General features: G+C 61.5%; 12 protein-coding genes. 9 read left to right on the top strand and 3 right to left on the bottom strand.

The genetic code is table 11. The features are described 5' to 3' along the window. Positions 1-285: 285 nt before the first annotated feature. Positions 286-1,284 (top strand): GTP 3',8-cyclase MoaA, encoded by a 999-nt coding sequence (gene moaA, locus ACCD00_RS28465; RefSeq protein ID WP_413428568.1) that lies wholly within the window; start codon positions 286-288, stop codon positions 1,282-1,284. A 5-nt stretch (positions 1,285-1,289) separates the two neighbouring features. After that, the gene (locus tag ACCD00_RS28460) at positions 1,290-2,189 is read left to right on the top strand and encodes a bestrophin family protein (RefSeq protein WP_413428567.1); all 900 of its coding nucleotides are present in this window, start codon (positions 1,290-1,292) and stop codon (positions 2,187-2,189) included. 143 nt (positions 2,190-2,332) lie between these two features. Here ACCD00_RS28460 and glp read toward each other — a convergent pair whose 3' ends face one another. Both glp and moaB read right to left on the bottom strand, forming a co-directional pair. Then, positions 2,333-3,538 carry a gephyrin-like molybdotransferase Glp gene (gene glp, locus ACCD00_RS28455; RefSeq protein ID WP_413428566.1) on the bottom strand — a complete coding sequence of 402 codons (1,206 nt, stop codon included), beginning with the start codon at positions 3,536-3,538 and terminating at the stop codon, positions 2,333-2,335. Then, a complete protein-coding gene (gene moaB / locus ACCD00_RS28450) occupies positions 3,535-4,074 on the bottom strand; it encodes a molybdenum cofactor biosynthesis protein B (RefSeq protein ID WP_007976036.1) in 540 nt (179 codons plus the stop codon). The genes glp and moaB overlap by 4 nt, the downstream gene beginning before the upstream one ends. A gap of 288 nt (positions 4,075-4,362) precedes the next feature. Between moaB and ACCD00_RS28445 the strand changes: the two genes are divergently transcribed. From ACCD00_RS28445 to ACCD00_RS28415, 7 genes are all read left to right on the top strand, one after another. Continuing rightward, positions 4,363-5,253: a LysR family transcriptional regulator gene (locus tag ACCD00_RS28445; RefSeq protein ID WP_413428565.1), complete on the top strand. Its 891-nt coding sequence runs from the start codon at positions 4,363-4,365 to the stop codon at positions 5,251-5,253. Positions 5,254-5,399: 146 nt separating this feature from the next. Beyond that, a complete protein-coding gene (gene fdhD, locus ACCD00_RS28440) occupies positions 5,400-6,227 on the top strand; it encodes a formate dehydrogenase accessory sulfurtransferase FdhD (RefSeq protein WP_413428564.1) in 828 nt (275 codons plus the stop codon). Between the two features lie 43 nt (positions 6,228-6,270). After that, complete coding sequence (gene moaC / locus ACCD00_RS28435; protein WP_413428563.1) at positions 6,271-6,777, top strand: cyclic pyranopterin monophosphate synthase MoaC; 507 nt, start codon at positions 6,271-6,273, stop codon at positions 6,775-6,777. Continuing rightward, on the top strand, positions 6,774-7,025 hold the full coding sequence (gene moaD / locus ACCD00_RS28430) for a molybdopterin converting factor subunit 1 (RefSeq protein WP_413428562.1): 252 nt from the start codon (positions 6,774-6,776) through the stop codon (positions 7,023-7,025). The genes moaC and moaD overlap by 4 nt, the downstream gene beginning before the upstream one ends. 3 nt (positions 7,026-7,028) lie before the next feature. After that, positions 7,029-7,517 (top strand): molybdopterin synthase catalytic subunit MoaE, encoded by a 489-nt coding sequence (gene moaE / locus ACCD00_RS28425; protein WP_413428561.1) that lies wholly within the window; start codon positions 7,029-7,031, stop codon positions 7,515-7,517. Between the two features lie 44 nt (positions 7,518-7,561). Then, positions 7,562-8,920 carry a chromate efflux transporter gene (gene chrA / locus ACCD00_RS28420; RefSeq protein WP_413428560.1) on the top strand — a complete coding sequence of 453 codons (1,359 nt, stop codon included), beginning with the start codon at positions 7,562-7,564 and terminating at the stop codon, positions 8,918-8,920. Positions 8,921-9,384: 464 nt separating this feature from the next. Continuing rightward, on the top strand, positions 9,385-10,680 hold the full coding sequence (locus ACCD00_RS28415; RefSeq protein ID WP_413428559.1) for an NAD(P)/FAD-dependent oxidoreductase: 1,296 nt from the start codon (positions 9,385-9,387) through the stop codon (positions 10,678-10,680). Between the two features lie 194 nt (positions 10,681-10,874). On the opposite strand, the gene ACCD00_RS28410 is transcribed toward ACCD00_RS28415, so the two are convergent. Beyond that, positions 10,875-11,450 (bottom strand): DeoR/GlpR family DNA-binding transcription regulator (locus tag ACCD00_RS28410; protein WP_413428558.1); only part of this gene is annotated, 576 nt, incomplete at its 5' end.

Below are 11,450 nucleotides of genomic sequence, written 5' to 3'. Positions count from 1 at the left end.
GCGCTCAACAGGCGCAATATTTGTAGGAGCGAGCTCTGCTCGCGATGGACTCAAGAGCACCGCGTTCAGCCAGCAGGCACGCGTAATCGTTAACGACCATCGCGAGCAGGCTCGCTCCTACACCTGCGCTCAACAGGCGCAATATTTGTAGGAGCGAGCTCTGCTCGCGATGGACTCAAGAGCACCGCGTTCAGCCAGCAGGCACGCGTAATCGTTAACGACCATCGTGAGCAGAGCTCGCTCCTACACGGAACATTCATTCAATACGTGCCAAGCGAGGGTGTCATGTCAGAACAAGTCTTGATCGATGGATTCTCCCGGCGCGTGGACTATCTGCGGATGTCGGTCACCGACCGCTGCGATTTCCGTTGCGTGTATTGCATGGCCGAGGACATGCAGTTCCTGCCGCGCCAACGGGTGCTGACGCTGGAAGAGATTTATCAACTGGCACAAAGCTTCGTAGCGCTGGGCACCCGCAAGATCCGCCTGACCGGAGGCGAGCCGCTGATTCGTCCGGGCGTGGTGCAGCTGTGCCAGAAGATCGCCGCCCTGCCCGGCCTGCGTGAACTGTGCATGACAACCAACGGTTCGCAGTTGGCCAAACTCGCCGAGCCGTTGTTCGAGGCCGGGGTCAAGCGCCTCAACATCAGCCTCGACAGCCTGGACCCGCAACGTTTTCGCGAACTGACCCGCACCGGTGATCTGGCGCAGGTCATCAAGGGCATCGACGCGGCCAACCAGGCCGGATTTCGCAACACCAAGCTCAATTGCGTGGTCATGAAAGGCCGCAACGACCATGAGATCAACGATCTGGTGAGCTTCGCCATCGACCGCAACCTCGACATCTCCTTCATCGAGGAGATGCCGTTGGGCACCATCGACGAGCACAGCCGCGCCGAATCGTTTTTCGCAAGCAGCCAGGTCCGCGAGCGCATCGCCGAACGCTACACTTTGATTGATTCCGCCGAGTCGACCCAGGGCCCGTCGCGCTACTGGCGCCTGGCCGAGGCGCCGCAGATTCGCCTGGGGTTCATCTCACCCCACAGCCACAACTTTTGCGGCACCTGCAATCGGGTGCGGCTGACCGTGGAAGGACGTCTGCTGCTGTGCCTGGGCAATGAGCACTCTGTGGATCTCAAGGCTGTTCTGCGCAGCCACCCCGGACAGCCCGAGCGCCTGGAGAAAGCCATTATCGAGGCGATGAAGCTCAAGCCTTATCGACACAACTTCGAAGTGAACGACGACGTACAGGTCATTCGCTTCATGAACATGACGGGCGGCTGAAACCCATGATCGTGAGACCCAAACCCAACCTGATCGGCGTCCTGACGTCCCTCAAGGGTTCGATCGCCAAGCGCATTGCCTGGCGCAGCCTGATGGTGACGTTGCTCGCCTCGGCCATCGTGCTCGTTGAAACCTTGCATCCCAGCTACTTTTCCAAGGTCAGTGCAACACCCTTCACGTTGCTGGGTTTGTCGTTGTCGATCTTCATGAGCTTTCGCAACAACGCCTGCTACGACCGCTGGTATGAAGCGCGCAAGGCGTGGGGCGATGTGATAGTGGAAGTGCGCTCGATGATTCGTGAAACCCTGGTCATCAAGGACACGGATGAGCGGCACACCATCCTCAGCAACCTGTGCGGCTTTGCCCATGCCCTCAACGCGCGGCTGCGCAAGGAAAACGAACTGGCCGCCAGCGGCGACTGGCTGCACCCGATGCCCACGGGCAACACCACGGACATCAGCGGGCAGATACTGATGCAGGTCGGCCAGCAGTGTTCGACACTCAACGAATCCGGGGCGGTCAACGACTGGCGCTACACGCTCATGGCCAACCACCTGACCAGCCTGACCCGCGCCCAGGCGGTCTGTGAGCGGATCAAGAACACCCCGCTACCGTTCCCCTACACCCTGTTGCTGCACCGCACCATCTACCTGTTCTGCATCCTCCTGCCGTTTGCCATGGCCGAACCCCTGGGCTGGCTGACCCCGATTTTCACCGCGATCGTCAGCTACACCTTTTTCGGCCTGGACGCGATTGCCGATGAACTGGAAGACCCGTTCGGCCGCGATGAAAACGACCTGCCCACCGACGCCATCGTGCGCAACATCGAGCGTGATGTACTGGCAGCACTGGGCGTGACAGAACTGCCGCCACAACTGGAACCGGTGGACTTTGTGCTGAACTGAGACTCAAGAAACACACAAAACCTGTGGGAGCGGGCTTGCTCGCGAAGGCGGTGGGTCAGTCAATATCACTGTTGGATGTGCCGGCCTCGTCGCGAGCAAGTCGGATCGCCGCACCGCCGCTCCCACAGGTATTTCAGGTGTATTCAGAACAGCTCGCTGAAGGGAATAAACCGCGCCGTGTCGCCCTCTGCCAAGGTGCAGCCTTCCGGCACCTCCAACAACCCATCGGCCCAGGAGGCCCCCAACAAAACGCCTGAGCTCTGGTTCGGATAGAGCACCGCTTGACCGGCCTGGAGTTTCGCCCTGAGGTACTCGCGCCGACTGCCGGGTTTGGGCCAGGCAAAGCCGAGCCTGACCGGAAAGCTCAAGGGCTCGACGTCTTCGACACCCTGAATCCGCAACAGGTAAACCCGGGCCAACAGGCCGAAAGTGACCAACGCCGATGTCGGATTACCCGGCAGGCCAATCACCGGCACGCGGCCGAAGTGGCCGACGGTCAATGGCTTGCCGGGTTTGATCGAGAGTTTCCACAGCAACGGCTTGCCGCACTCGCGCAGCACCTGGCCGAGGCAGTCGGCGTCACCGGCGGACACACCGCCAGTGCTGAGCATCAGGTCAGCGGCGTGTTGCAGCTGTTCGAGCTTGAGCCGCGTCTGGCGCGGCTCGTCGGGGAGTATGCCGGCATCGATAACCTCGCAACCCAACGCACTCAACCAATGGCTCAACAATGTGCGGTTGCTGTTGTAAATGCTGCCGGGCTTGAGTGGCGTGCCCGGCTCGACCAGTTCATCGCCGGTGGACAACAACGCCACCCGTGGTCGCCGCACGACCTGCACATGGGTGCAGCCCTGCGCCGCCGCGACAGCCAACTCGAACGGACCAAGGCGTTTGCCGGCGCGCAGCAATACATCGCCGACGCCGTTCTCCTGGCCTTGCGGACGGATGTTATTGCCGGCGCGCAGTGGCTGCTTGAACCGGATCCGTCCGTCATCCAGCACCTCGGTGTTTTCCTGCATCTCCACACAGTTGGCACCCGGCGGAACAGGCGCGCCGGTGAAGATGCGCGCGCAGGTTCCCGGTGCCAAGGCTTCGGGGGCGTGTCCGGCAAACACCTGCTGCGACACGCTCAATGGCTCCCCATCCCAGCCGTCGACATTCAGGGCATACCCGTCCATGGCGCTGTTCGGCCACGGCGGCAGATCGAGGGTCGCCACCAGGTCATTGGCCAACACCCGCTGCCCGGCGGCACTTAGCGGCACCGCTTCGCTGTCTTCAATCCTGTGTGCCTCGGCCATTGTCAGCAGCCGGTCGATGGCTTGCTCCACCGACATCAGCGGTGCAGCGCTCATCCCCGCGTCCCGCAGGCTTGCACGGGCTTGAGGTGCGGTACGAAATTGCACGGCCGGTGGCGAGCGTCGAGTTGCTCGGCGAGGATGCCTTCCCACGCGGTGCGGCAGGCGCCCGTGGAACCCGGCAGGCAACAGACCAGCGTGCCATTGGCCAGCCCGGCGAGTGCCCGGCTCTGCACTGTGGAGGTACCAATGTCGAGGATCGAAATCGCCCGGAACAGCTCACCGAATCCGTCGATCTGCTTGTCCAGCAAACAGGCCACCGCCTCGGGGGTGCTGTCGCGGCCGGTGAACCCGGTACCGCCAGTGATCAACACCACCTGAATGCCGTCGTCGGCAATCCAGTTCGCCACCTGCGCGCGGATCTTGTACAGGTCATCCTTGAGCAGGTTGCGCTCGCTGAGGGTGTGGCCGGCTTCCAGCAAACGACTGACGAGCAGTTGGCCGGAAGTGTCATTGGCATACTCACGGGTATCGCTGACTGTCAGCACGGCAATATTCAAAGGGATAAACAACGCATCCGGTTTAACGCTCATGGGATTCTCCGGCCGGCATGAATTAAATAGCTGAATTAAACAACTTCCGGAGACTAAATCGGTCCAACAAACGCTGTCTAATCACTCTAACCAACCAGACTATCGAGCCGCTCTATCAATATAAAACACCATCGACGATAGAGCGCATCGATAACCCCTTAAATACCAGTGATTGGACGCACGCCCAGGACAGTGAGATCGTCCACACCTCACGGTTTCCGCCGCGCCTTGTGTCTTGCGCACCTGAGTCAATACTTACCCTTCACTCCCCCGTCAGCAGGTGCCGTCATGGACATCAAACAACTCAAGTTCCTGATCGCCCTGGAGCAGACCCGCCACTTCGGCCAGGCTGCCGCGCGCTGCCACATCACCCAGCCCACCCTGTCCATGCGTCTGCGCAACCTGGAGGATGAACTGGACCTGGTGCTGGTCACCCGGGGGCAGCGCTTCGAGGGTTTTACCCAGGCCGGCGAGCGGGTACTGGCGTGGGCCAGAACCCTGTTGGCCGCCCACGACGGGCTCTTCGCCGAGGCCGCCGCGTGCCGGGGCCAGCTCGTCGGCAACTTGCGCCTGGGCCTGGTGCCGCTGAGCAGCTTCAACCCCGTCACCTACATTCAGGGCCTGTCCCGCAGCTTTCCCGAGCTCAAGTACAGCCTGTCTTCCATGAGTTCCGACCAGATCATCGAGGGCCTGGGCAACAATCAGCTTGACCTGGGCGTGTGCTACCTCGATCACGTCAATCCGAGCTATTTCGAGTTTTTCGAGATCGGCGCAACCCGCGTCGGCCTGCTGTACGACACCCGCCACTTCCATTTCGAGGGTGCGCAAATGAGCTGGGAGGACGCCGCCGAACTGCCGCTGGGGATGCTCAGCAACGGCATGCACTACCGCAAATCCATCGACCTGAGCTTTCGCAGCCGCGGACTGGACCCGCAGCCGATCCTGGAAAGCGATTCGACTTACCAATTGCTGCAGGCGATTCACGAAGGTTTCTGCTGCGCGATCATGCCGCTGGACAGCGGCCTGGAAGAACCCATCGAACACCTGTCGTTCATCGAACTGCCGGATGCCAGTGTGCTCGCCCCCCTGGGCCTGGTCATGCGCAAGACCGAACCGCGCTCGGCAATTGCCGAGAAGTGTTTCGCCGAAGCCCGAACTTTATTCAGCCGGACTCACTGATCAAGTTGCGGTTTTATATAAAACCGAAAAAGACCTGTTTGGCCAGCCTGATAGACATCACCAATCGGCGCATCGGAACAAGCGATTGGACGCGTTGAAAAGTTACCCGTAGCCTGAACTTAATTCAGCGCTTCGAGGTTCTTTTCATGTTATGCCAAGTTGAACAAACCGATATTCGAAGCGACACCAACGCCCCCGCACCCAAGCCGCTGAATGTGAACTTTCGCGAGTACGACAACGCGGCGTCAGTCTGTCAGGCGGCGCTGGCTTCAGAGATTGCCCTGGCAATCACCTACAACGGTTTGAGTCAGGCCGTGATGATGGTGTCGCCGGGCAACCTCGAAGATTTCATCCGTGGTTTCAGCGTCAGCAACGACATCGTCGAAGACCAGAGCGAAATCTACGACCTGCGCCTCACCCATTTCGACCAGGCCGTTCAAGCAGACGTGCAGATCTCCAGCCGCGCGTTCTGGGCACTGAAGAACCATCGTCGGCAAATGGCGGGCACCAGTGGCTGCGGACTGTGCGGTGTGCAAGCGCTGGAACAGGCCTTGCCGAAACTGCAGATTCTCGATCCGGTTCCCCTGCCGCCCGCCGAGCATTTCATCGACATTCGCGGCCGCATCGAACAGGCACAACAAATGGCCCGCAGCAGCGGTGCACTGCACGCAGCGCTGTACTTCGACCCTCATGGCAACGCGCTGATCTGCCGCGAGGACATTGGCCGCCACAACGCACTGGACAAACTGATCGGTGCCCTGCAACACGCCGGCATCGACAGCCGCAGCGGCTTCACCGTGGTCACCAGCCGTTGCAGCCTGGAGCTGATTCACAAAGCCGTCAGGGCCAGGCTCGGCACGCTGGTCAGCCTGTCGGCGCCCACCGCCCTGACCGTGCAATGGGCAATCAAACATCGCCTCAACCTGATTCACGTCCCTCACCGAAACGCACCACGCATTTACAGCCCGGCATGATGCCTTCACCCGATCACCGCGCTGGCAAGCGCAGGAACTCCCCATGACAGACATTTCAGATGCATCGCCCAATGGCCTGACCCACCTCGACCGTCAGGGTCGCGCCAACATGGTCGATGTCAGCGAAAAAACCTCGACGCTGCGTGAAGCCCAGGCCCAGGCCTGGGTGCGGATGCGCCCGGAAACCTTGAAGTTGATTCAAAGCGACGGCCACCCCAAGGGCGATGTGTTTGCCGTCGCGCGAATCGCCGGAATCATGGCGGCGAAGAAAACCCATGAGCTGATTCCGCTGTGCCACAGCCTGCTGCTCAGTTCGATCCACGTCGAACTCAAGGCCTGCACACCGGACAGTGTGAAAATTGTCGGCACCTGCCGCGTCGAGGGCCAGACCGGGGTCGAACTGGAAGCTTTGACCGCCGTCAGCGTGGCGGCGCTGACCCTCTATGACATGTGCAAGGCGGTGGACCGCGCCATGGTCATCGATGACATCCGCCTGCTGAGCAAACAAGGCGGCCGCTCCGGTCATTTCAAGTTCGAGGCCGCACAATGATCCTGATCAACTACTTCGCCCGTTACCGCGAGCAGCTCAATCTGGGCGGTGAAAAACTGCCCCTGACCGACAGCCTCAAGACCATCGAAGACGTGCGCCGATTGCTGATGGCTCGCGGTGAGGTGTGGAGCAATGTGCTGGGTGAAAGCAACCTGATGTGTGCCCTGAACCAGGAGCTGTGCCATCCGGACCAGGTGATCGGGGACTATGACGAGATCGCCTTTTTTCCACCGGTCACCGGGGGTTGAGACATGACGGTTCGGGTCCAGTGTGAAGCGTTCGACGTCGGCCGGTTGATCGACAACTTGCAGGCGAACGATCCGGGCGTGGGTGCCGTGGTCAACTTCGTCGGCTACGTGCGCGACATCAATCAGGGTGAGGCGGTCGCCGGATTGTTTCTGGAGCACTACCCGGGCATGACCGAACGTTCACTGCAGAACATCATCGACAATGCCAGGGCCCGATGGCCGCTGCGGGCCGTGGAGATCGTGCACCGGATCGGCCCGTTGTCGACCGGCGAGCCGATCGTGTTTGTCGGTGTCAGCAGCCCCCATCGTCAAGCCGCTTTCGAAGCCTGTGCGTTCATCATGGACTACCTGAAAACCGACGCGCCGTTCTGGAAACGCGAAGACGTGGCGTGCGGCGCACGCTGGGTCGATGCCCGTGACAGCGACCGGTCAGCCGTCACGCGCTGGGCAGAAGCGCAGCATCAGGTGACTATCCAACGCGCTTCGGTGTAGCTACAGTCATTGGCTCAAAACACCTCTGCACAAGGAGTTTCCTCTTGAGCCCCACGCCCTCCCCGATCACGGAGCAGGATGTGCTGCTGCCCCGGTCCATCAGCCTGCGCGAAGCCTTTCTATTCTGGCTCAAGCTCGGTTTCATCAGCTTTGGCGGGCCCGCCGGGCAGATTTCGATCATGCATCAGGAACTGGTCGAACGCCGGCGCTGGATCTCCGAGCGGCGCTTTCTGCATGCGCTCAACTACTGCATGTTGCTGCCTGGGCCTGAGGCTCAGCAGCTGGCGACCTACATCGGCTGGCTGATGCACCGGACCTGGGGCGGCGTGATCGCTGGCGTGCTGTTTGTGTTGCCGTCGTTGTTCATCCTGATTGCACTGTCCTGGGTGTACATCGCCTTTGGTGAAGTGCCCGTGGTCGCCGGATTGTTCTACGGGATCAAGCCGGCGGTCACGGCCATCGTGGTGCAGGCGGCTCACCGGATCGGCTCGCGGGCGCTGAAGAATGGCTGGTTATGGGGCATCGCCGCCGCGGCCTTCGTGGCCATCTTCGTGCTCAACGTGCCGTTTCCGTTGATCGTGCTCGGCGCGGCAGTCATCGGTTATTTCGGCGGACGACTGGCACCGGAAAAATTCAGGGCCGGTGGCCACGGCGCGGCGAAAAAATCCTTCGGCCCGGCCGTGATCGACGACGACACCCCGACCCCGGAGCACGCCCGTTTCAGTGGCTGGAAACTGGCGCGCCTGGCCGTTGTCGGTGCGATCCTGTGGGCACTGCCCATGGCCATGCTCACCGCACTGTTCGGCTGGGAAGGCACCTTGACCCAGATGGCCTGGTTCTTCACCAAGGCTGCGCTGCTGACCTTCGGAGGGGCCTATGCCGTGCTGCCGTATGTCTACCAGGGCGCGGTCGGTCACTACGGATGGCTGACGCCGACGCAGATGATCGACGGTCTGGCGCTCGGTGAAACCACTCCGGGTCCGTTGATCATGGTCGTCGCCTTTGTCGGTTTCATCGGTGCCTACGTGCATCAGGTCTTCGGGCCGGATCAAGCGTTTGTCGCCGGCGCCATTGCCGCCACGCTGGTGACCTGGTTCACCTTCCTGCCTTCGTTCCTGTTCATCCTCGCCGGCGGACCGCTGGTGGAGTCGACGCACAACGAACTCACCTTCACCGCGCCACTGACGGCCATTACGGCTGCCGTGGTGGGCGTGATTCTCAATCTGGCGTGTTTCTTTGGCTACCATGTGCTTTGGCCCAAAGGCTTCGAAGGACGACTGGACTGGCCTTCGCTGCTGATCGCCCTGGTGGCGGGCATTGCGTTGCTTCGTTTCAAGCGCGGGGTGATCGAGGTGTTGACCGTCTGCGGGTTGATCGGCCTTGGTGTGCACCTGATGTCCTGAACCAGACATTTACACGCGTCACAATCCTCCCTAGTATCCAGCCATCCCCGGATGGCTTGTTCTACTCGCCACCGACGATTTGCGCCGCCGGAAACCTGCGCCATGCGTACTTTGCCGTCAGAACAGCACCTGCTGAACATTTCGCTCCAGGCCACCTCGCTGCTGGCCGTGGACGGCATTGCATGAAGCGCATCGTCAACCTGCCCATGGCCCTGCGCCGTTCCAAACTGCGTCATTCCGCACGTCCGCCGGATAGCGCCCTGCCCGCCTGATCGGCGCGCTCCCTCCTTACGCTCCTGCTCAGCCATACACAGAACCTGTGGGAGCGGGCTTGCTCGCGAACGCGGTGTGTCATTCACCGTTGATGTCGAATGACACACCGCGTTCGCGAGCAAGCCCGCTCCCACATGACTGCGTTCGCCTGACCGGCATTGAGCTTCTCCCCATTTTGCCTGGACACCGACATGACTCAACGTTGCAATTCCTACTACACCGCCACCCTCAACCAGGACACCGATTACCCGACGCTGCAAGGCCGGCACCGGGTTGACGTGGTGATCATCGGCGGCGGTTTCACCGGCGTGGCCAGCGCCGTCGAGCTGGCGGAAAAAGGCCTGAAGGTCGCCATCGTCGAAAGCCACAAGATCGGCTGGGGCGCCACCGGGCGCAATGGCGGCCAGGTCACCGGCAGTCTCTCGGGCGATGAAGCCATGCGCAAACAGATGCGCCGCACCATCGGCGATGAAGTCGACGACTTCATCTGGAACCTGCGCTGGCGCGGGCACCAGATCATCCGCCAGCGCGTGGAAAAGTACGGCATCGCCTGCGACCTCAAGCACGGCCACCTGCACGCGGCGTACAAGCCCGCGCACATGGATGGCTTGCGCAAGGACTACGAGGAAGCCGTGCGCCGTGGCATGGGCGATGAAGTCAGCCTGCTCGACCGCAGCCAGGTCCGCGACCTGTTGCAAAGCGACCTCTACCACGGCGCGATCAAGAACACCCGCAACATGCACCTGCACCCGCTCAACCTGTGCATCGGCGAGGCCCGCGCAGCCGAAAGCCTGGGCGCGTTGATCTTCGAAAACAGCGAAGTGCTGGAGATCATCCACGGCGATGGCCTTCACCAGAGCCCGGGCGTACGTACCGCCCACGGGCACATCGAGGCCAGTCAGGTGCTGCTGGCCGGCGACGTCTACCACAAGCTGGAACCGGGCAAGCTCAAGGGCAAGATTTTCCCGGCCATGGGCGGCATCGTCACTACCGCGCCGCTGGGCGATCTGGCCAGACAGATCAACCCCGAAGACCTGGCGGTCTACGACTGCCGTTTCGTGCTCGACTACTACCGCCTCACCGCTGACGGTCGCCTGTTGTTCGGTGGCGGCGCCAACTACAGCGGCAAGGATTCACGCGACATCGCCGCCGAGCTGCGCCCGTGCATCGAGCAGACCTTCCCGGCGCTCAAAGGCGTGGCCATCGATTACCAGTGGAGCTGCGCGATGGGCATCGTGATCAACCGCATCCCGCAACTGGGCAAGCTGTCGGACAACGTCTGGTATTGCCAGGGCTACTCCGGCCACGGCATCGCCACCAGCCACATCATGGGTGAAATCATGGGCCGGGCGATCACCGGGCAGCTGGAGCAGTTCGACACGTTCGCTGCCTGCCAGCACATCCGCGTACCCATGGGCGACCTGCTGGGCAACCCGATGCTCGCTGCCGGCATGTGGTACTACCAGATGCTTGAGCGACTGCGCTGAGGTTACTGGCCAATACATTCAACATGGATGTTGTTTGTACCGGCCTCGATATTTGAGCTCGACATCAATCCCTGTGGGAGCGGGCTTGCTCGCGAAGGGGTCGGTACATTCAACACATATTCAGCGGCAGTCACACCGCCTTCGCGAGCAAGCCCGCTCCCACAGTTTGATCTTCGGTGGACACAAAAAAGTGTTCAATCCTGCGCCTGCACCACCTCGACCCCCAACGCCCGGTAGTCCTCGACACTGCCTGACGCCACATGCTGCTCGGTGATCAGCGTGTGCACGCGCTGACAAGGCGCGACGACAAAGGGTTCCACCGCGCCGAGCTTGTCCGCCGTGGTCACGGCAATCACGTGGGAAGCACAGTCGAGCATGGCCTGTTTCACCGGCACTTCATCGAAGTGCAGCGAACTGAGGCCCACCTGCGGGTGGATCGCGCAGACCCCGGTAAACAGCAGGTCGGCCTTGATGCCCGCCAGCAGCCGCAGGGTTTCGTGGCCGCTGGCCGACATCGTTGCCGGGTTGAGCTGGCCGCCAGCCAGGATCACCTTGATGCCTTTGTATTCGGACAAGGTAATGGCTGTCATCGGCGATGCCGTGATCGCGGTGATGGCGATGTCCGCCGGCAGCGAGCGTGCGATCTGCAAGGTAGTGGTGCCGGAATCGAACACCACGATCTGACCGTCCCGCACCCGTCGTGCAGCCAGTTGCGCCAACCGGGTTTTCACCTCGTCGGTTTCGCTGATCCGGGTAAAATAGTCCTTGCC

It is taken from the genome of Pseudomonas sp. Pseusp3 (assembly GCF_047304225.1).
In the GTDB taxonomy this organism is placed as follows: Bacteria; Pseudomonadota; Gammaproteobacteria; order Pseudomonadales; family Pseudomonadaceae; genus Aquipseudomonas; species Aquipseudomonas fluorescens_CD.
The sequence above is the reverse complement of the archived record's forward strand: the minus strand, read 5'-3'. Positions and strand labels throughout refer to the sequence as shown.

What these genes read in the sequence shown, in the direction of transcription:
- moaD (WP_413428562.1), top strand. Translation starts at nt 6,774, where the DNA reads ATGATCCTGATCAACTACTTCGCCCGTTACCGCGAGCAGCTCAATCTG.
- moaB (WP_007976036.1), bottom strand. Translation starts at nt 4,074, where the DNA reads ATGAGCGTTAAACCGGATGCGTTGTTTATCCCTTTGAATATTGCCGTG.
- fdhD (WP_413428564.1), top strand. Translation starts at nt 5,400, where the DNA reads ATGTTATGCCAAGTTGAACAAACCGATATTCGAAGCGACACCAACGCC.
- glp (WP_413428566.1), bottom strand. Translation starts at nt 3,538, where the DNA reads ATGAGCGCTGCACCGCTGATGTCGGTGGAGCAAGCCATCGACCGGCTG.
- moaA (WP_413428568.1), top strand. Translation starts at nt 286, where the DNA reads ATGTCAGAACAAGTCTTGATCGATGGATTCTCCCGGCGCGTGGACTAT.
- ACCD00_RS28460 (WP_413428567.1), top strand. Translation starts at nt 1,290, where the DNA reads ATGATCGTGAGACCCAAACCCAACCTGATCGGCGTCCTGACGTCCCTC.
- moaE (WP_413428561.1), top strand. Translation starts at nt 7,029, where the DNA reads ATGACGGTTCGGGTCCAGTGTGAAGCGTTCGACGTCGGCCGGTTGATC.
- ACCD00_RS28415 (WP_413428559.1), top strand. Translation starts at nt 9,385, where the DNA reads ATGACTCAACGTTGCAATTCCTACTACACCGCCACCCTCAACCAGGAC.
- ACCD00_RS28445 (WP_413428565.1), top strand. Translation starts at nt 4,363, where the DNA reads ATGGACATCAAACAACTCAAGTTCCTGATCGCCCTGGAGCAGACCCGC.
- moaC (WP_413428563.1), top strand. Translation starts at nt 6,271, where the DNA reads ATGACAGACATTTCAGATGCATCGCCCAATGGCCTGACCCACCTCGAC.